Source organism: Gordonia rubripertincta (assembly GCF_038024875.1).
Taxonomy (GTDB): domain Bacteria; phylum Actinomycetota; class Actinomycetes; order Mycobacteriales; family Mycobacteriaceae; genus Gordonia; species Gordonia rubripertincta.
On sequence record NZ_CP136136.1, the window covers coordinates 2284154 to 2305085 of the forward strand.

6 protein-coding genes and 1 pseudogene are annotated in these 20932 nt (G+C 69.8%); 5 read left to right on the forward strand and 2 right to left on the reverse strand.

Annotation, left to right across the window (positions count from 1 at the left end; all coding sequences use genetic code 11):
* Window positions 1–5: 5 nt before the first annotated feature.
* Window positions 6–284 (reverse strand): hypothetical protein, encoded by a 279-nt coding sequence (locus tag RVF83_RS10405; RefSeq protein WP_005194673.1) that lies wholly within the window; start codon window positions 282–284, stop codon window positions 6–8.
* Window positions 285–330: 46 nt separating this feature from the next.
* Window positions 331–1566 carry an inorganic phosphate transporter gene (locus tag RVF83_RS10410; RefSeq protein WP_168432574.1) on the reverse strand — a complete coding sequence of 412 codons (1236 nt, stop codon included), beginning with the start codon at window positions 1564–1566 and terminating at the stop codon, window positions 331–333.
* Window positions 1567–1761: 195 nt separating this feature from the next.
* Here RVF83_RS10410 and RVF83_RS10415 point away from each other — a divergent pair, with 195 nt between their 5' ends.
* From RVF83_RS10415 to RVF83_RS10435, 5 genes and pseudogenes are all read left to right on the forward strand, one after another.
* Window positions 1762–2826 carry an LLM class F420-dependent oxidoreductase gene (locus RVF83_RS10415; RefSeq protein ID WP_005194676.1) on the forward strand — a complete coding sequence of 355 codons (1065 nt, stop codon included), beginning with the start codon at window positions 1762–1764 and terminating at the stop codon, window positions 2824–2826.
* 893 nt (window positions 2827–3719) lie between these two features.
* Window positions 3720–8615 (forward strand): annotated as a pseudogene (locus RVF83_RS10420) (condensation domain-containing protein); the annotation flags it as partial.
* A gap of 61 nt (window positions 8616–8676) precedes the next feature.
* Complete coding sequence (locus tag RVF83_RS10425) at window positions 8677–18507, forward strand: amino acid adenylation domain-containing protein (protein ID WP_341262018.1); 9831 nt, start codon at window positions 8677–8679, stop codon at window positions 18505–18507.
* Window positions 18501–19112: a low molecular weight protein-tyrosine-phosphatase gene (locus RVF83_RS10430; protein ID WP_005199607.1), complete on the forward strand. Its 612-nt coding sequence runs from the start codon at window positions 18501–18503 to the stop codon at window positions 19110–19112. The genes RVF83_RS10425 and RVF83_RS10430 overlap by 7 nt, the downstream gene beginning before the upstream one ends.
* A complete protein-coding gene (locus RVF83_RS10435; RefSeq protein WP_005199608.1) occupies window positions 19109–20875 on the forward strand; it encodes a DUF4012 domain-containing protein in 1767 nt (588 codons plus the stop codon). Before RVF83_RS10430 ends, RVF83_RS10435 begins: the two co-directional genes overlap by 4 nt.
* The last annotated feature ends 57 nt before the right edge of the window (window positions 20876–20932 follow it).

Here is a 20932-nt window from a genome sequence, read left to right on the forward strand (position 1 = left end):
GGCGGTCACTTGTAACCAAACGGGAAGAGTTTGATGCCGGTGTGGAAGTAGAGGGTCTGCCGGGTGATCCACAGCAGTGCGGTGAGGATGACCAGCGCGACGACGACGAAGATCGCATAGCTCAGCACACGCATCGCCGGGTTGCCCTCGACGACCGAACCGTCGATGACCTCGTCGGAACCCTGCTCGTGCACACGGAGGCCGACCGCGAACAGCGCGGGGAGGCCGGCGCCGAAGATCAGACCGACGACCAGCACCTTGGCGATCGCCTCGACGATGTCCATCTCAGCTGGGTCCTCTCGTGTGTCGGGTGGGGAAGTTCAGGGACGGTCAGGCGGACCGTGCGGTGGTGTCCGGGGTGGCCCCGGGATCGGTCGGCAGCACCGAGCCGGTGGTGTCGTCCCAGTCGTCGTTGACGTTGCCGGCGTCGACCTTGTTCTGCTGCGCCCGCCGGTACATGTAGCCCGACGCCGCGACGAGGAGGCCGAAGATCGCCACCGCTCCCGCGACGTTGCCGAGCAGGTTGGCGATGTAGAACGACGCCGCGCCGACAAGTCCGGCGGCGGGAAGAGTGGTGAGCCACGCCACTGCCATCCGGCCGGCGACACCCCAGCGGACCTGTGCGCCGCGCTTGCCGACGCCGGAACCGAGGATCGACCCGGTGGCGACCTGCGTGGTGGACAACGCCATCCCGGCTGCGCTGGAGGTCAGGATGATCGCCGCGGACGAGGCCTCGGCGGCCATGCCCTGCGGGGAACTGATCTCCACCAGGCCTTTTCCGAGAGTGCGGATGATGCGCCAGCCGCCCAGGTAGGTGCCGATCGCAATCGCCGCGGCACAGCTCGCGACGACCCACAGGGGGAGTCCGTGGCTCACGGTCGACGCGTCGAGATGGCCGGTGACGATCAGGGCCATCGCGATGACGCCCATGGTCTTCTGCGCGTCGCCGGTGCCGTGGGCGAGCGAGACCAATGAGGCGCTGGCGATCTGGCCGTATCGGAAACCCTGTTCCTTGCGGCTCTCGGCGAGGTGACGGGTGATCGTGAAGACGAGCCAGGTTCCGCACGCGGCGACGACGCAGGCGATCACCGGGGCGAGCAGCGCGGGCACGATGATCTTGCCGAACACCCCGTGCCAGTTCACGCCGGAGAGTCCGATGGCGGCGATGCCGGAACCGATGAGCCCGCCGAACAGGGCGTGCGAGGAACTCGACGGCAGGCCGAAGAGCCAGGTGAACAGGTTCCAGAGGATGCCGCCGATGAGTCCGGCGAAGATGATCAGCAGCGCGGTCGTCGGGGTGATGCCGGCGACGATCTCGCCGGCGTCGGGGCCGGACGTCTGCTGGATGTTGAGAACTTCTTTGGTGATGGTGGCGGCGACCTCGACCGAGAGGAATGCGCCGACGAGGTTGAGGATGGCGGAGAGTCCGACGGCGACTTTCGGTTTCAGAGCGCCGGTGGCGATCGAGGTTGCCATGGCGTTGCCGGTGTCGTGGAAGCCGTTGGTGAAATCGAAGCCGAGGGCCGTGATCACCAACAGCACCAGGATCAGCATTTCGCCGCTCATGGTTTTCATGATGAGGGCTGGGCTTCGAATTTCCTAAACGTCTCGGCACGGATTCGCGCGAATCCGTGGCTCGACCGGCGTGTCGCCCACGTCATCGCAGCTCGGCCAAGGTGTGTCGTCCGTCGCTTCCCGGGGCGATCGAACGCTCGGCCAAGCATGGTGGAACCGGCAGCCGCTGTGGAAGAATCCGACGCCATGACACCGATGAAGCTGGGCATGCCGATCAACTACGCGGGCGACTTCCGCGAGACCATCAACAATCTCGCCGACTTCGAGGCTGCGGGTGTGGAGCGGATCGCGGTGCCGGAGGCCTACAGCTTCGACGCGGTCTCGCAGCTCGGCTTCATCGCGGCGAAGACCGAGAAGATGGAATTGCAGACCGCCATCCTGCCCATGTACTCGCGCACCCCGACCAACCTAGCGATGACCGCGGCCGGTCTGGACTACATCAGCGGCGGCCGTGCGGTGCTCGGCATCGGGGCGTCGGGACCGCAGGTCATCGAGGGCTTCCACGGCGTCAAGTACGACTACCCGCTGGGCCGCGCCCGTGAGCACGCCGAGATCTGCCGAATGGTCTGGCGCCGCGAGAAGCTGAACTACCAGGGCAAGCACTACACTCTCCCGCTCGACGAGGAGCACGGCGGTTCGGGACTCGGCAAGTCGCTCAAGATCATCAACCACCCGGTCCGCGACAACATCCCGCTGCTGCTGGCCGCCATCGGCCCCAAGAACATCGAGCTCGCCGCGGAGATGTTCGACGAGCTGCAGCCGATCCTGTTCCACCCGGAGCAGATCGAGGCCGCCTTCGGTGAGTCCCTGGCCGCCGGCAGGGCGAAGCGCGATCCGTCGCTGGGCGAGCTGGGCATCGTCGTGCAGGCCACCGCGCGGGTCTCCGACGACGCCGAGCAGATCAACAACGCCAAGGAACTCGTCCGCCACCACGCCGCGCTCTACATCGGCGGCATGGGTGCCCGCGGCAAGAACTTCTACAACCAGCTCGCCATCCGGTACGGCTACGCCGACGAGGCGAAGCTCATCCAGGACCTCTACCTCGACGGCAAGAAGGTCGAGGCCGCCGCGGCGATTCCCGAGGACCTGGTGAACGCCATGTCGCTGATCGGTTCCAAGTCGCAGGTCGCCGAGCGCGTCGCTGCGTTCCGGGAGGCGGGCGTCACCTGCATCCTGGCCTCGCCCACCGCGCCGACACACAAGGAGAGGGTCGCCGAAGTCGAGGCTCTGCGCGACATCTTCAACGGCTGATCGCTTGGCGGCATGACCCTTGCTTGCCGGCTCGATTCCGTCATCTTCGCACCCATCGTGATCACTGCCGACGACGACGGGATCACGAGTGCATATTCGAGCGGCGGTGACGACGGACTCCCCGGCCGCGGTAAAGAGTGGCTCGAACCGGGTCTTCGCTTGATGTCCTTCGAGTGGTGGACAGAGTCCTGCCCGATTTTCGCAACAGTTAGTGATGCTTGAGAGAAAGTGAACCAAGCGAAATGTCGAATTCGATTTCGCCTGTTCACCTGACCGCCGCCCGATGAATTCTCCGGTATTCATTCGGCCGTCGGTCCGATAAGCGTCCCCCGAGTTGTGAGGCATCAACCCGTCCCATAGGCTCATGGGTATCCGTGCCGCGCTGAACGGTATTCGCCCGGGCACACTGGTGTGACCGTCGTCATTCCGGTGCCCGTACGCTCGGACGATGCCACCGGAGGCAGCGTTCGGCGACGATATTTCCGGGTCAGGCGGTTGCTGAAGAAGACGGTGCCGGCGAGAACCGGCGTGTCGGTGGTTACGGCCGGTTCCGGCGTACAGGTGATATCAGTCGGACGTGACGAGGACGGCGCATGGTGAGTGGTGAGGCAGGGCGTTGAATTCCACCGTGTTGAATTCCGACGTGTCGATTCCACCGACGACCATTTCTGCCGAGGTGTCGATTCACCCAGGAATCACGCCGGTTCGGTCCGTCGCTGTGCTGCGGTCCGAACGCTATTTCGAGAATCTTGGATTTGCTGATTTGTTTTCGGGGAGTTGTGGGTTCGAGGGTTCGGTGACGGCACCGTTCCGCGGCCCGGGGGGATCAGACGGTCGGCGTGCCCCATGAGTCCCTGGTCCCACGGACCGGCTGAGTGTCGGGCGGGTCGACGATGAACGCCCCGACCCCGCCGCCCGAGACCCCGAGGGCCGGAATCGCCCGCCGATTCCGGCTCAGTGCCGCGCAGCGAGCGCTGTGGTTCACCCAGCAGGCGGCTCCCGACGTACCGATCAACATTGCACAGTATGTCGAGATCGACGGCCCGATCGACGTCGAACTCTTTCTCCGGGTCACCAGCGAAGTGGTGCGTCGGGCCCAGTTCACGCAGCTGCGGTTCGAGGACTCCGACGAGGGTCTCGTGGGCGTCTACGACCCCTCGCTGCACTACTGGGCCGATGTGATCGACCTCCGGGACCGCGACGATCCGCGTGCGGCCGCCGAGGCCATCATGCGCGAGGACTGTGCCCGGCCGCTGGATCCTCGCTTCGACCGCACGGCTCGAGGCTGCCTGTTCCGGCTCGGAGACGAGAAGTTCTTCGTCTACAACCGCGGGCACCACATGCTCTCCGACGGTGTGGGTGGCAAGGATCGCATGGTCGAGGCCATCGCCGCCTACCATGCCGCGGTCACCGGCGGCACCCCGCCGCCGGGCAGACCGGTCGACCTGGACCTGCCTGCACGCGCCGACGATGAATACCGCGCATCGAGACGGTTCGAGACCGACCGTGCCTACTGGCGAGAGGCCATGGCGGGGGTGGGGATTCCCGCGTCGCTCGCGCATCGGCGCGGAGAGCCCGCGGCACACTCCCGGCGGATCGTCGCACCTGTGGACCCGGAGACCATGGACGCTCTCCGGCGCGCGGCCGAGGTGCATTCGACGATCCTGCCGAACGTCATCGTCGCCGCCTTCTCGGCCTACCTGTCCCGGGCCGCCGCGGACGGCGACGAGGTGATCTTTCAGTTCCCGGTCGCCGCCCGCACCACTGCTGCGCTGCGCGCGACGCCTCTCCCGGTCGCCAACGTCGTTCCCCTGCGTACCGGCGTCGAGGGCGAGGCGACGGTCGCCGAGGCGTTGGCCACGACGCAGGCGGCACTACTCGGAGCACTGCGACATCAGCGCTACCGTGGCGAGGACATCTGGGCCGACGTCGCCGCCGACGAGACCAGCGGACGAGTCCGGCGGACCGCCGCCCAGGAACGTTCGGGTCCGCTCCTCAATCTGATGCTGTTCCAGCGCGAATTCCCCTGCGGCAACGCGCGCGGCACCTTCCACGTGCTCACCGTCGGACCGGCCGAGGATCTGTCGGTGGACATCTTCCCGGTCGCCGGCGAGCAGCGGGATTCGGTGCTCATGATCGGCGTCGAGGCCAACCCGAACCGGTACGACGACGCCGAGGTCGCCGAGCATCATCGGCAGTTCCGCGCGATGCTGCGCACCTTCGCCGGTGCTCTGCTGGAGCGGCCGGACACCCGCGTCGACGATCTGCCGCTGGCGCATCAGGTCACGGTGACCCGCGGTCCGGCCCTCGAATCCCGGCCGTTGACGCTTCCCGAGGCGCTCGCCGCCGCAGCCGCGCGACACGTCCATTCGCCGGTGATCGGCGAGCCTCCTACCCGACCGCTCACCTTCGGTCAGATCCATCGGCGCGCAACCGATCTGGCTGCACGACTTCGAGCTGCCGGCGCCGTGCCGGGGACGACGGTGGCCATCGCCCTGCCGCCGGGCGTCGAACTGCTGACCGCCTGGTGGGCGGTCGGCGTGAGCGGTGCCGCGGTTCTGCTGCTCGATCCGCTCGCCGCACGCACCGGGCTTTCTCCACTCGCCGGGATCGGCCGACCGGACCTGGTCATCGTCGCGGAGCCCGAGGGCAGTGCGGAGCCCGAAGGCACTCTTGGCCCCGGTACGCGTCGGGTGACCCTCGACGACCTGGCCCGGTTCGAGGCCTCGGCGGCGCCGATGACGCCGCCCGCCCCGGGGGACCCCGCCTGTCACCTCGCCGTCAGCGGATCGGCGTCCGCGCCGACGATGCTCGCGGTGCCCCAGCGGGCCCTTGCCGCGCTGATCGCGACCGGGCTGTTCGACGACGGCGCAATCGATCTCGGCTACGGCCGTCTGTCCTTCGGCGCCCCCGCCGCCTCGGCCGCGGCTCACCTGGAGATGATCGCTGCGGCCGCGCACGGACTCCGGCTCGTTGTACCCGCTCCCGGCACCGCACACGTCACCCACGTGATCGCGACACCGGGAGACGTCCTGGGTCTCGGCGCGCGGGAGCCGATGACCTCGCTCCTGGTGGCCGGCGAGGGTATAGCACCTGCCGCCCTGGTCCGTCTCGCCTTCGGCCGCGAGGTGTCGGCGCCGTACTGTCCGCGCGGGGCGTTCGGTCCGGTGACGATGAATCGCCGGATCGCCCCCGACGCCGTCGATCACCGATCTCCCGGTGGCACTCCGCGTCCCGGAACCGGGATCGCCATCCTGGATCGTCACCTGCGACCGGTGCCGGCCGGGATCACCGGTGACGTCTACGTGACCGGGCCACAGGTGGGCACGTCCATCGGCGACGATCCGTCCTGCACCGCATCCGTCTTCGTCGCGTGCCCGTGGGAGCGGGGCGTGCAGATGCTGCGCACGCCAGATCGCGGCCACGTCGACCCGGGCACGGGCATGCTGGTGATCGACCACCACGCCGAGGACGTTGCGGTCCTCGACGGTGTGCGCATCGATCTCGCGGCGCTCGACCGGGCGGCAGCACTGATCGCCGGCGTCGCATACGCCGTCTCGGTGGTGACCGAGGAAAGCCTCGATGTCGGCATCGTGTGCGATACGGAGGAGGTCGACCGGCAGCGGGTTCGGGCCGCGGTCCGCCGGCGAGTCGACGAGGAGGTGCCGGCCTCGACCCGGCCCCGCCGTGTGGTGATCCTCGACCGATCGCCCGTCGACGCGACCGGGAACCTCGACCGTCGCGCGGCGGCACGGTTGATCGCGGCCACGCCCGAGGTGCAGACGGCCTACCGGTCACCGTCGACGCCGGCGGAGTCGGCGGTTGCCGAAGCGGTGACCGAGATACTCGGGATCCCGCGTCCGTCGATGGACGACGAGCTCGTCCGGTTGGGCGCCACCTCACTGGGATTCATGCAACTCGCCACCCATCTGGGCAGCACGCTGCGCGTGGTCGTCAACATGCGTGAGCTGGCGGCGGTCACGACGCTCGCCGAACTCGCGGCGGTCGTCGAGGCGGCCGTCCCGAGGCGGGTGACCGCCACCGGCGGCGTCGTCACGTATCGGCCGACCCGCGCCCAGCAGGAGATCTGGCTGCTCAACCGCGCCGACCCCCGCGCGACGGTCTATCACCTGCCGGTGCGTCTCACCCTCGCCGAACAGATCTCCGCCGCCGCCGTGCGATCGGCGCTCATCGACGTGGCCACCCGCCACGAGGCCTTGCGGACCGTGTACCCGGAGGCCGACGGGCAACCCGTCGCGCAGGTCCGTGACCCGGCGGAATCGGCTGCCGCCGCACCGATCACCAGCGCGACCCTGGACAGCGCGGGCGTCGACCTCGCGGTGGTCGCGCCGTTCGACCTGCGGACCGAGGTGCCGTGGCGTGCTGTGCTCGACGAGACCCGAGAAGCCGTCGAACTGGTCCTCGTCGCCCACCACATCGCCGTCGACGAGTGGTCGCTGCACATCGTGCTCGAGGATTTCGCCCACGCGGTGCGCGCGCGCGCGGCGGGCGCGGAACCCGTCTGGGCGACCGAGGCCGCTGCCTTCAGTACGGTCCTCGCTGCGCGAACCGCCGGATCGACGACCACAAAGGCTGCAGCAGAGGTCTTCTGGGCCCGGTACCTGAGGGGTGCCCCGGAACGTCTCGCGTTACCCGAACCCGCGTTCGCCGGCCCGGCGGGACCCGGGCTCACCGCCGGGCCGGCGGTCCACACGAGCCGACGGATCGACCGTGCGATCGCCGACGCCGCGGCGGTACGAGCGCGCGAGTTCGGCACCACCGTCAACACGCTTCTGTGCGTGGCGCTCTCGGCAACCCTCGCCGAGTTCACCGATTCCGACGACGTGCTGATGTCGATGCCGGTGTCGGGCCGGTTCACCAGTGAGGAGCTCCGCCCGGTCGGCATGTTCGTCGAGACGGTGCCGGTGCGCGTGACCGGCGTCCGCGAGACTACTGTCGCCGACGCGCTCACGGTCACCGGGAATGACCTCGGTACCGCTGTCTCGCTGGCGGACTCCGGTCCGACCGGGTTGTCGGACGTCATCTTCGCCTACCACGCGTCGGCACCCGATCTCATCGCGTCGTCGGTCTTCGCGGGCGGTGAGACTCTGCGGACCCCCGACGCCCGAACTGCGTTGGAATTCACCGTGATCGACGACGGGAACGGGTTGTCGGTCACCCTGACGGTCGCCGAGCGGCGCGTGGACGTGGCGGCGGCCCGTCGAATCCTCGACAGGTTCGCCGAGGCCGTCGCAGTCCTGGGGTCCGCGGCTCCGGACGAGACCGCCGCCGACTGCCTGTCACCGGGAACCGCCACCGACCCGGGCGCTCGCCGGACCGACTGCATCGATCCCATACCGGCGCTCCTGCACCACGCCGACGCACACCCCAAGGCAGCCGCTGTCATCGACGGCGACGTCACGCTCGACTACCGGACCCTCGTCGACCGGGCCCGCGCACTCGCCACGCGTCTTCAGGCTTCCGACGTGCGCCCCGGCGACCGCGTGGCCCTGCTCATGGACCGTCACGCCGACACCGTGGTCGCGATCGTCGCGACCCTCCTGGCCGACGCGGTCTACGTCCCGATCGACCCGGACCTCCCGCAGGCGCGTATCGATCTGATCCTGGCCGGGACCGCCCCGGCCGCGATCGTCGACAATCGGCTCGAGGTGTCCGACGGGCCCGGTCGTCTACGCGCACAACCGATGCCGGGTGCCGCCTACATCATCCACACCTCCGGTTCCACCGGGTTGCCGAAGGCCGTGGTGGTGACCCGACCGAACGTGGCCGCGCTGATGGGTGCCGGACTCGACATCGTCGAGGCCTCCCCGCGAGATGTCTGGGCCTGGGGTGCACTCCTACGCTTTCGACTTCTCGGTCTGGGAGATCCTCGGTGCGTTCGCCTCCGGCGGCAGCGTCGTCGTGGTCGACCGGACGACGGTCCGGGACCCGCGGGCACTCGCCGAGACGATCGAGCGGCACGGCATCACGATCCTCTCGCAGACCCCGACCGCGTTCAGCGGGATCGTCGATCTCGTAGGTACTTCTATGCCACCGGCACTTCCGTCCCTGCGGGCCGTCGTCTTCAGCGGTGAGACCCTCGCACCGAACACGTTGCGCGCGTGGGCCGTCGCACATCCGGATACCCGCCTGGTCAACATGTACGGCATCACCGAGACGACCGTCGTGCTGACCGCCGCCGACGTCGACCTCGACGACGAGCGCAGCATCATCGGCACTCCCTTCGACGGCGTCGGGTGGATGGTCCTGGACCGACGCCTGCGGCCGGTGCCGACGGGGGCGGCCGGCGAACTGTATCTGGCCGGCGACCAGGTCGCTCTGGGCTACCTCAATGCTCCCGGCCTCACCGCGACCCGGTTCGTCGCGGACCCGTCGGGGAGCGGCCGGCGGATGTACCGCACCGGCGACCGGGTCCGCGAGGTCGCCCCGGGCCGGCTCGCCTATCTGGGCCGCAACGACGATCAGGTCCAGATCCGCGGTCACCGTGTGGAACTGGGCGAGATCGTCTCGACCTTGCGCGACATCCCGGGCGTCGGAGACGCCCGTGTCCTGGTGCGTCCGGGACGTCGGCCGGGCGACGAACAGTTACTCGCCTTCGTGACCGAGGACGGCCTCGCCGACTTCGAGGCCCTCGACGGGCTCGACGAGGCGGAGATCCTGGCCGGCTGCGCCGCGCGACTGCCCGGGCATTCCCTGCCGTCGCGTGTGACGATCGTCGACGGCTGGCCCATGACAAGCACCGGAAAGATCGACCGCGACAAGCTCTTCGCGAGCATCACCGACACGGCACCGCCGCTCGGCCGGGCGCTCGGCCCGATCGAGGAGACGGTGGTGTCGGCGATCCGTGCGGTGATCGGTGAGGACGCCGGCCACCTCGGCGCCGAGACGAACTTCTTCGCCGCCGGTGGCACGTCGCTCTCGGCCGCACGTCTGGCCGCCACGCTCGCCGGGATGGGCCACCGCGTCGAGGTGGCCGACATCTTCGAGTACCCGACCGTCGCGGAACTCGGTGCGCGACTCGCGAGTTCGCGAGTTAAGCACATCCCGTCGCAGGTGCCCCTGTCGTCCGACAACCGCGAGATCCCCGCGGACCTTCCGCTCACACCGGAGCAGATGGACGTGTGGTTGCGGTGGCGGACAGACCCCGGGTTCACCGGCTACCTCCTGCCGTTCGCGCTGCCGGTCGACGCCACTCCGGGGGATCTGCGTCGCGTCCTCGCGGAGATCGTGACCCGGCACGACGCGCTGTGCACCGGATTCCCGATGCGCGACGAGGTCCCCGTGCAGCACCGCTGGGACGCCGCCGACGTTCTCGACCACCTGCAACGGCAACTCGGTCCGGACGACGCGCGCACCGCCACCACGTATCCGGCCGCCTCGGATCCCGCCGGGGTGCTCGCCTCGATGGCCACCCCGATCGACCTGTCCGTCGCGCTTCCCTGGAGGGTGCGGGTCGTCGAGATCGACAGGGCCACCTGGCTTCTCGGCGTCGTCCATCACATCGCCGCCGACGGTGAATCCTTCGCGATCCTCGCCGGCGAACTCGACACCGCCCTCACCGGTGGGGCCCTATCGGCGATCGGACCCGACTATCGGCGCTATTCGATGTGGCGGGCCGAGATGCTCGAGTCGCAGCGGGCGCGCCTCGCCGCCTTCTGGCGCGAGACGTTCACCCGCCCCGTCGAACAGCTTCGTCTGCCCGAGATGCATCTGCAGACGGAAGCCGGTGCCTCGCCGGGGGAGACGATCGTGCACCGTGCGCACGGCCGCCTCGACGCGACGGTCACCGCGTCCCTCGACGAGCTGACCGTCGCCCGGTCGACGACCCCGTTCATCGCCACCCACACCGCGCTGGCCGCAGTCCTGGCCACGCAGTCGGGGGCCGGGGTGGTGACCATCGGCACCGCGCTGTCGGGGCGGCTCGATCCGAGCGTCGTCGCAGTGCCCGGCCTCTTCGCGCGGGCGGTGCCGCTGCACACGCCGATCGACCCGGAACTTCCCTTTGCCGAACTCCTGTCGCAGGTGACGGCGGTGGACCTCGGCGCCTTCTCCCATGCCGATCTGCCGCTCACCGAGATCTCCGAGATCGCCGACCCTGGCCGGGCGGGCGCCGGAACCCCCTTGTTCGAGGTGTCCTTCGGCGCGGTCCCGGACGCGATCGTCGAATGGCTGGAGGCCGAGTTCCCCACGGACGCGACCGACAGCGTGGCGTCCGGGGTTCTGGGGATACCTCTCTTCGGCATCGATGTCTCGATGTACCGGCACGGCGGGGTCCTGCACGTGACGATGTCCTGCACCGATGCGGTCGCGACCGCGGGCCGGCTGGAAGCGCTGTGCGACCTGGTCGTGGACACCCTGCGCCGCGGCGTGCTCGCGCCGGACGAGCCGGTTCGGTCGCTCATGACCACAGTCGGGGCGGACGCGACGCGGCCGACGTACGAGCCGGAGACCTTCGACTCGTTGCTCACGTCGTACGACGCCGCATCGCCGACCGACGTCGTGATCACCGATCCGCGTCATCGCATCCCGGGATTCGGAGCCGACCTCACCGAGAGCGACTTCGGGAGGTTGTCGACGCACCTGGCACGGGTGCTGGCCGAGCGGGGGATCGGCGCCGGGGACGTGGTCGTCGAACTGCTCCCGCGGTCCGTCTTCGGCGTCGTGGCGACCGCCGCGATCGCCCGCGCGGGTGCGGCTTTCGTGAACATCGACCCGGCCGATCCGGTCGAGCGCCGGAACCTGATCCTCGCGCGGTGCCGGCCGGCCCTGGTCCTCGGCTTGAGTGGGACCGACACCGGAGGGATCGGGGCCGAGGTGCTCGCCCTCGACGCCCTGTTCGCCGAGTTGCCCGCGGTGACAACGCCCTTCGACGACGCGGAGCGAGTGCGGGCGGTGACGCCGGACGACGTCGCCTACATCACCTTCACCTCCGGGACGACCGGTGTGCCGAAGGGTGTCGCGGTCACCCATCGCGGTCTCGCCGGGTGGGCTCGCGACACCGTTCGACGGCTGGGTCTGACCTCGGTAGACCGTGTGCTGCACACGTACGCAACCGGTTTCGACGCCCACCTGATGGGTGTTCTGCCGCCGCGTATCGCCGGTGCGACGGTGATCATGTGCCCGGCGGACGTCATCGCGGCCGACGAGCTCGCCGACCTCGTCCACGACGCCGGCGTGACCGTTCTCCTCACCACCCCCTCGGTGCTGGCCACCCTGCGACCCGGCGACCTGCCAGGCGTCCGGCACGTCGCGGTGGGAGGCGAACCGCTCGGCGCGGGACTCGTCCGGGAGTGGACCCGCACCGCGACGCTCAGCAACGAATACGGTCCCACCGAGGCGACTGTCGCGGTCAGCAGTGCGCGCTACACCGGCCCGGTCACCGGTGCCGTGCACATCGGCCGCCCGCTCGACGGTGTGACCATGCACGTCCTCGATCCGAGGCTGCGTCCTGTTCCCGACCACACCGTGGGGGAGCTCTACCTCTCCGGGAACTGTCTGGCCCGTGGGTATCTCGGCGACCCGCGCACGACCGCGACCGCCTTCGTCGCCGGTCCCCACGGCGAGCGCATGTACCGCACCGGGGATCTGGTCCACCGGCGCGGCGACGGCACCTACGTGATCCACGGCCGCACCGACGACCAGGTCAAGATCCGCGGCGTGCGGCTCGAACCCGCCGAGATCGATGCGGCGCTGTCCCGGCTGCCCGGCATCGCCACCTCGGTCACCGCGGCCCGTGCCACCGCCGCGGGCGAGAAGATCCTCGTCTCCTGGGTGGTCGGCGAGCCCGGTGCCGTGCTGCGCACCGACGACCTGGCCCCGCAGTTGGCACATGTGCTGCCGCGCACCATGATCCCCGGTGCATTCGTCGAGGTCGACGAACTGCCGATCGGACGCAACGGCAAGATCGACGTGACATCCCTGCCCGTACCGGATTTCGGCGCGACCGGTGACCGTGGTCCGGCGACGGCCGGTCGCGCGCCGGCGGGGGAGACGGAATCGCTCATCGCGTCGGTGTGGGCCGAGGTCCTCGACCGCCCCGTGGCGAGCTTCGATGCCGATTCGGATTTCTTCGCCGACGGCGGCACGTCCCTGTCGGCGACACAGGTCACCTCGAGGCTCTCCGCGTCCACCGGTGCCGACGTCGCGGCTCGGCTGCTGTTCGAGGCGCGGACGATCGCCGAACTGGCCCGCCGCGTCGACGATCTGATCCCACCGACCTCCGGACGCGGGGCGGCACTGCTGCCGGCTCCGGCGAGACTACCCGTTCCCGACCCGCTGCCACTGGCATATCCGCAGCGGCGCATGTGGATTCATCATCACTTCGACCCGACGTCGACGGCGTACCACGTGCCCGTGGTGATGCGGATACGCGGTCGCGTCGACCTCGCCCGACTGCGCAAGGCCATCGACGAGGTCGTGGGCGCCCACGCCGTGCTCCGCACGGTGTACCCGGATTCGCCGGCCGGACCGATCCAGCGGTTGATCGAACACCGAAGCCCGGTGCTGACACACCGTTTCGTGGAGGTCGGTGACGAGAACGTCGAGACCGCGCTCCGTCGACAGGTGGCGGAGTACCTGCGCGCACCGTTCGATCTCGAGAACGAGCCCGGATTCCGTGTAGCCGTCTTCGAGGTGGAGACGTCTGACGGCGCCACCGTCGATCCCGACCTCCACCTCGCGGCGGTCCTCCACCACATCGCGATCGACGGCTGGTCCATCCGGGTGCTGCTCGCCGACCTGATGCGGGCCTACGACGGCGAGCGACTGGCGGTCGCAGCCGACGAGGCGTTCACCTACGCCGATTTCACCCAGTGGCAGATCGCCCGCCTCGGTGACGCCGGCGATCGAGACAGTCTTTTCGCGCGCCAGATCAGTTACTGGACGGCGACTCTCGCCGATGCCCCGGAACCGCTCCGGTTGCCCGGTCATCGCGAGCCCGATGCCGCGGGTGTCACCGGTCGTATCGGTGCCTCCGTGCCGTCCCCCGTGGTCCATCAGGTCGCGAAGGCGCTGTCGGCCACGGTCTTCCAGGTCGCGCACGCAGCCCTCTCGGCGACCCTCGGTCAGCTGACCGGGCAGTGGGATGTCCTGGTCGGCGTGCCGGTGCACGGACGCTCCGCCCCCGAGTGGGAGTCGGTCGTGGGAATGTTCGTCAACACCGTCGCGCTCCGCACCCGCCTCCGGCCGGACACCACGGTCCGCGAGGCAGTGGAACAGGTCCGCGACGTCGCATTGGCGGCGCTGGCACACGGCGACATCCCCTACGAGGACGTGGTGCAGGCGGTCCGTCCCGCGACCCGGCACGGTGGCGACCCGCTGATCTCGGTGCTGCTCGTCAGCCAGGAGGTCGTCCCGCAGACGTCGGGGGAGGTCCCGCTGGCCGGTGCGGTGGCCTCCTTGGTCGCGGAGGCCACGTCCACCGTCGACGCGAAGTACGACATCGAGGTGGTCCTCGCCGAGAGCGACGACGAACTACACGTCACCCTGGTGCACTCCGCGCAGGTCCCGGACGAGGTGGCCCAGCTGCTGCTCGACGACTACACCACCCTGTTGCGCGGCCTGGGCGACGTCGGGAAACCGTTCCCGGTCGTCGCCTCGACCGTGGGCGCAGCCGAGATCGCCACCCCCGATTCCGGTGAATCCGCCGCGTACGAACGGGAACTCGCCGATCCCGAGCTCGTCTCGCAGGCCCGCGCGATCATGGCCGAGGTACTCGAGGTCCCGGTGGACGCGATCACCGAATCCGCCGACTTCTTCGCTCTCGGCGGCACGTCGCTGTCGGCCACCAGGGTGACCTCGGCCCTGGGCCGTCACCTCGGCATCCGGGTGCCGACGCGGGTGCTGTTCGAGCACCCGACACCCGCCGACCTCGCCGGCGCGGTCGCCGCGTTGGCCATCGACGTCGCGCCTGTCCCCGCCGACGCGCGTGGTCGCGGCGTCGACCTCCCGGACGACCGGGCCACGGAGATCCCACTTGCACCGACACAACGCCGGATGTGGGTGGGCGCCCAGATGCTGGGCCAGGTCCCGATCTACTCCGTCCCCGTCGTCGTCGGTGTCCCGCCGGGACTCACGACGGCCGAGGTGACCGCCGCACTGGACGCACTCGTCGACCGGCACACCGCGCTGCGCACCCGCTACCTGGCCACGCCCGACGGTCCGCGGCAGCGGGTCGTCGACGGATGGCGGCCGCCGGTACGACATCTCGATTCGGCCGCGCTCACCGGCACGGCCATCGCCGACGAGTTCGCCACACCCTTCGATCTCGCCGGCGAGCCGCCCGTGCGGATCTGGCTGCTCTCGGGGAACGGCGTCGACACCGTCCCGGTCGCGGTGGTGCTCGTCGCCCACCACATCGCGATGGACGGCGAATCCGCAGCCATCGTCGAACGGGAACTCACCGCGCTCCTGGCCGGCGAGCCCCTCGACCGGGAACCGGTCGGTTTCGATGTGCTCGCGCGCCGAATGGTGGCGGAGGAACAGCGCGCGCGCACCGAACTGGCCGACTATTGGCGGCAGGCCCTCGACGGATACAGCGGTGAACTCGACCTCGCCGATCATCGTCCGTCCGCACGCGACCTGCGCACCTCGGTGATCGAGTTCCCGATCGACGAGGACGTCGCCCGGTCCATCCCGACGGCCGCCCGCCGCGCACAGGCCAGCGAGTTCCATCTCCTGCACGCCGCGACCACACTCGCCCTCGCGGCGCAGGCCGGCGTCGACGACATCGCTGTGGCGACACCGGCTTCCATGCGCCGCGACGGGGACAGCGCAGGCACGGTCGGCATGCTGATCTCGACGGTGGTCCTGCGTACTCGGCTGACCGCCGGCATGACGGTCGGCGGCCTCATCGAGGCCGTTCGCGACACGGATCTCGCCGATCTCGACCACGCGGCCATCGCCTTCGACGACGTCGTCGCACTCGTCGATCCGCCGCGCATCCCCGGACGCCACCCGCTCGTTCAGGTCGCGTTCTCGGTGGTCGACTCCACCGGCGTCGCTCCGGGTCCTGTCACCCCGGACGCGCCGCGTACCGCCATGGATTCGCACAGCGAGTTCGACGTGCACATCGTCGCCGTCCGGGCCGGCGGCAACTGGCGGCTGCAACTCCACCACGCGCGGGATCTGTTCGACGAGAGCGTGATCCGCGGCCTGGGTGAGCGTCTGGTGGCGGCCGTCGCGGCGGTCACCGACGACCCCGCACGTCGGATCGCGACCGTCGAACCTCTCACCGCGGCCGAACGCGAATTCCTCACCGGCCGAGCACATGCCGCCACGCCGACCGGGACCGAACCACTGCTCGCCGACCTGTTCACCGGGACGGTGGCGACGCACGGCGACCGTCCGGCGATCGCCGACGGCACGCGATCGCTCACCTATCGCGAACTCGATGCCTGGGTGTCGGAGACGGCGCGCACCCTCCGTGCCCGCGGCCTCGGCGGGGGCGACGCGGTCGCTGTGGTCGTCCCGCGCTCCATCGAATCGGTGGTCGCCATCTGGGCGGTGAGCCGCATCGGCGGGGTGTGCGTCCCCGTCGACGTCACCTACCCGGCGGCGCGCATCGAGCACGTGGTCGTCGGAGCACGGGCGACGGCGATCGGCCCGGACGACATCCCCGCACAGCCGGTAGAACCCGTTGTCCCGGAACCGGTCACACGTGTCTCGCCGGACTCCCTGGCATACGTCATCACGACATCGGGCACCACCGGCGTGCCCAACGTCGTCGGCGTCACCCATCGTGGCGTGCATCGTGTCGCCGGGCTCGGCGACGTGGAATCCGGTGACCGGGTGGGAATGGCGATCAGCCCCGGCTTCGACGCGACGTTCCACGACCTGCTGCTGCCGCTGGCCTCGGGTGCGACGCTCGTCGTAGTCCCGCCCGAGGTGGTCGGGGGACGCGAACTCGCCGATTTCCTCGACCGCACCCGGGTCAGCGTGTTCACCGCGACCCCGTCGGTGATGCGAACGATGCAACCGCAGTCGATCAGCTCGTTGCGACTGGTCTACATCGGCGGCGAGGCACTCCCGGCCGACCTCGCGGCGGCATGGTCGGGACGGGCGCAGGTCCGCAACATCTACGGCCCCACCGAGACGACGGTGACGGTGTCCGCCAGCACCTACCGCCCGGGCGAGCCGGTGCGGCTGGGACATCCGCGGCCCGGGATCGGGGCCGAGGTCCTCGACACCCGACTGCGGCACGTCCCGCCCGGTGTGGTGGGCGAACTCTATGTCAGCGGAACCGGCGTCGCCCGTGGCTATCTGGGCGACCCGACACTGACCGCCGCGACCTTCGTCGCCGGAAGCGACGGGCGCCGTCGCTACCGGACCGGCGACCTCGTGCGATGGGATCGCGAGACCGGCGAACTGATCTACGTGGGTCGCGCCGACCGTCAGGTGAAGATCCGCGGCCAGCGCGTCGAGCCCGCCGAGATCGACGCCGTGCTCCTGCGCGCCGGAGCGGACCGATCGGTGACCGTGCTGCGGCCCGGGCCGGCCGGGCCGGCCCTCGTCTCCTATGTCGTCTCGCCGGTGCCCGCCGACCGCCTCGCGGACGTCTGCCGATCGTTGCTGCCGCGGCACATGGTGCCCGCCCGGATCGTCGAACTGGCCGAACTGCCGCTGAGTGGCGCGGGCAAGATCGATCAGCGACGACTGCCCGAGCCGACCTGGTCGGAATCGACCCGCGAACCCGAGACCCGCACGGAGACAACGGTCCGCGACGCCTTTCGGACGGTGCTGGGCGAACACGGCGTCGGCATGGACGACGACTTCTTCGCCCTGGGCGGCAACTCCCTGGCCCTGGTGCAGTTGCGCGACGAACTCACCCGGCACACTTCCGTCACCGTGGACGTCGCAGACCTCTTCACCCACCGCACGCCGGCCGAGGTGGCCCGCGTCGTCGACGCCACGTCCGAGGGGGAGGGCACCGGCGTCGACCACCGCGTCGTGCCGCTCTCGCGCACGGATGGCACCGAACCCGGCGTTCCGGAGTCCGGCACCCCGACGGTCTGGTGCGTGCACACCGCCACCGGGATCGTCGAACCGTTCCGGGCCTTCGGCGCGTCGCTGGATTCGGCTGTCGCATACGGTCTCCAGCTGCCCGAGCTCGTCGTCGCCGACCGTGACCTGCCCACGAGCCTCACCGAGATCGCGGCCCTGCACGTCTCGGCGGTTCGCAGGCGCCAGCCGTCCGGGCGCTACCACCTCGTCGGCTGGTCGCTGGGTGGTGTCATCGCGCACGAGATGAGCCGGCAACTCGTCGAGGCCGGCGAGGAGGTCGACGTACTGATGGTGCTCGACTCCCGGCCTCCCGGGGACCTGCACGAGGGGGCCGACGAGGAGCTGCTCGGCGAGGATCATCCGCTCCGGGCCGCGGCCGAACGCCATGACCCACAGACATTACGGCGGTTCGAGGATCGTTCCCGGACCCTCGCCGCCGCGGTGCGGTCCTACGAATTGGGTCCGGTGCCCGTGGGTAAGGTCATCTACGTTGCCGCCGAGGACAATCCGGACGTCGAGAGCTGGGCACGGGCCGTTCGGCCCGGTGTCGGGGCGCAGGCTCCGGTGGTAGAGGTGATCCCCGCCGGAGTGGCACACGCGCACTTGGGCAACCCCGACGTGATGCGTCGGCTGGCCAGGAGAATCGAGGAGGAATGGTGACCGGATCCGACCGGGACGCGGCGTCGGCGGGATTGTCGATCCTGTTCGTCTGCACGGGCAACATCTGCCGCTCGCCGATCGGCGAACGGGTGCTGACCGGGCTGGCCGACCGCATGCGGGCCGACGGGACGGATCTCGCGGTGACCTCGAGCAGTGCCGGCACCGGCGCGCTCAACGGTCAGCCCATCCACCCGCACTCCGCCGCGGTTCTCGCCGAACACGGCTACGATGCTTCGGGCTTCGAGTCCCGCTACCTGCGTCCGCCCATGCTGATGCAGTCCGACCTCGTGTTGTGCATGAGCCGAGAGCACCGTGCGGCCGCCCAGCAGATGGCGCCCGCCCGCTGGAAGCGCGTGTTCACCCTCACCGAGTTCGCCTTCCTCGTGGAGACCGGTACCCCGGAGGAGGACTGCACCCTCCCCGCGATCATGGCCGGGCGGGGACGCATCGATCCCAACTCGGCGCTCCTCGACATCGTCGACCCGATGGGCCGTCCGCGTGAGGACTTCGACCTGGTGTTCGGCGAGATCGAGCCGAAGGTCGAGACGGTCGCCAGGTGGCTGGCGGCGCAACGCATCACCGAGACGACAGGGGAGACCCGATGACCCGCCGCATCGCCGGAAACCGGGCGGTCCAGATTCTCGTTCTGATCGTGGTGCTCGTTGCCGCGGTCGTCGCCTGGCTCGCCTACTCGGCGCTGAAGGTGAAGGGCGACCTCGAGTCGGTCCGCTCCGACGCCTCGCGGGCCCGGGCCCTGATGCTCGACGGTGATCAGGCCGGCGCCTCGCAGGCCGCCGCCGCGGCCGCCGACAGCGCTCAGGCCGCCGCCGGCCGGTCCCACGGCATCGTGTGGTCGGCGGTGGCCGCGATCCCGGGGCTCGGATCGCCGTTGAAGTCGGTGCAGCAGATGAGCGACGCCGTCGAGGCGCTGTCCGCCGACGTGCTCCGCCCGGCCGCGGAGCTTGCCGGCGTACTGAACCCGGATCAGCTCCGGACCGGGAACACGGTGAACCTAAAGCTGTTACGTGAGGCGCAGCCAGGCCTCGCCGAGGTCGCCGGACGCTCGACCGAGGTGGCCGACGAGGTCGCGTCGATCGACCCGAGCTGGCTCGGCGTCGTCGCCGATGCGAGAACCCAACTCGCCGAACAGGTCGATGCCGCCGAGTCCACCCTGGTCGCCACCGACATCGCCGCCCGGCTCATCCCGCCGATGCTGGGTTCGGAGGGGCCGCGCAACTACTTCATGGCTTTCCAGACGCCGTCGGAGTCCCGCGGAACCGGCGGCCTCGTCGGCGGTTTCGGGCTGCTCAACGCGACCGGCGGACGGGTGACGGTTCCCGGGCTCGGTGCCAACTCGGAGTTCCGCGACCCGGCGACACCGAAGATCAACCTCGGGCCCGAGTACGACGCGATCTATTCCTACTACAAGCCCTACACCGACTTCCGCAACGGAAACCTCAGTGCCCACTTCCCGGACGCGGCGAAGATCTGGCTGGCCAACTGGCGCGCCCAGACCGGCCAGAAGCTCGACGGTGCGATCGCCCTCGACCCGATCGCGCTGAAGTACATCCTCGAGGTCGTCGGACCGGTGACGTTGCCCGGCGGGGAGAAGATCACCGCCGACAACGTCGTACCGATCACGCTGTCGACCTCGTACCAGCGGTTCGCCGACGACAACGAGGCCCGAAAGGTGTACTTGCAGTCCATCTCTGAGGCTGTGGTCAAGAAACTGATCACCTCGGGTGGGAGCACCCGCGACCTGCTCGAAGCGCTCGGACGCGGTGTCCACGAGCGCCGGATCATGGTCTACAGCACCACGCCTGCCGAGCAGGAGGTCCTCGAGACCACCAAGCTCGGGCATCAGATCTCCGACACCGATTCGCCGTATCTGCAGGTGGCGATCGGCAACGCGTCGGGCAGCAAGCTCGACTACTACCTCCGTCGCGAGATCGACTACACCTCAGGCGATTGCAGCGGTGACACCCGGGCGAGCACGATCACCGTCACGCTGACCAACACCCTCGACGAGACGACCGGGCTCACCGACTACGTCGCCGGTGGCCTCGGCACCGAACTGGCCGTGGACAAGGGCACGAACCTCGCCAACGTGGAGTTCCTCGCCACCAAGGGTGCGGTTCTCAAGGAGATGACCCTCGACGACGCCGGCGCCTTCTACGTCGAACAGACCCTGCACGGGCGGCCGTACTACTCGACCCGGGTCGGCATCGCACCGGGACGGAGCGCGACGATCACGCTGAAGATCGACGAGCCGACCGCCGCGGCGGGCGAGGCCGAGGTCCCGGTGCAGCCGCTGGTCGACGACCCGACCGTCACCGTCGACGTGCCCGCGTGCGGGCCGCGAGAGTGACCGTGCCCGCGTGCGGGCCGCGAGAGTGACCGTGCCCGCGTGCGGGCCGCGAGAGTG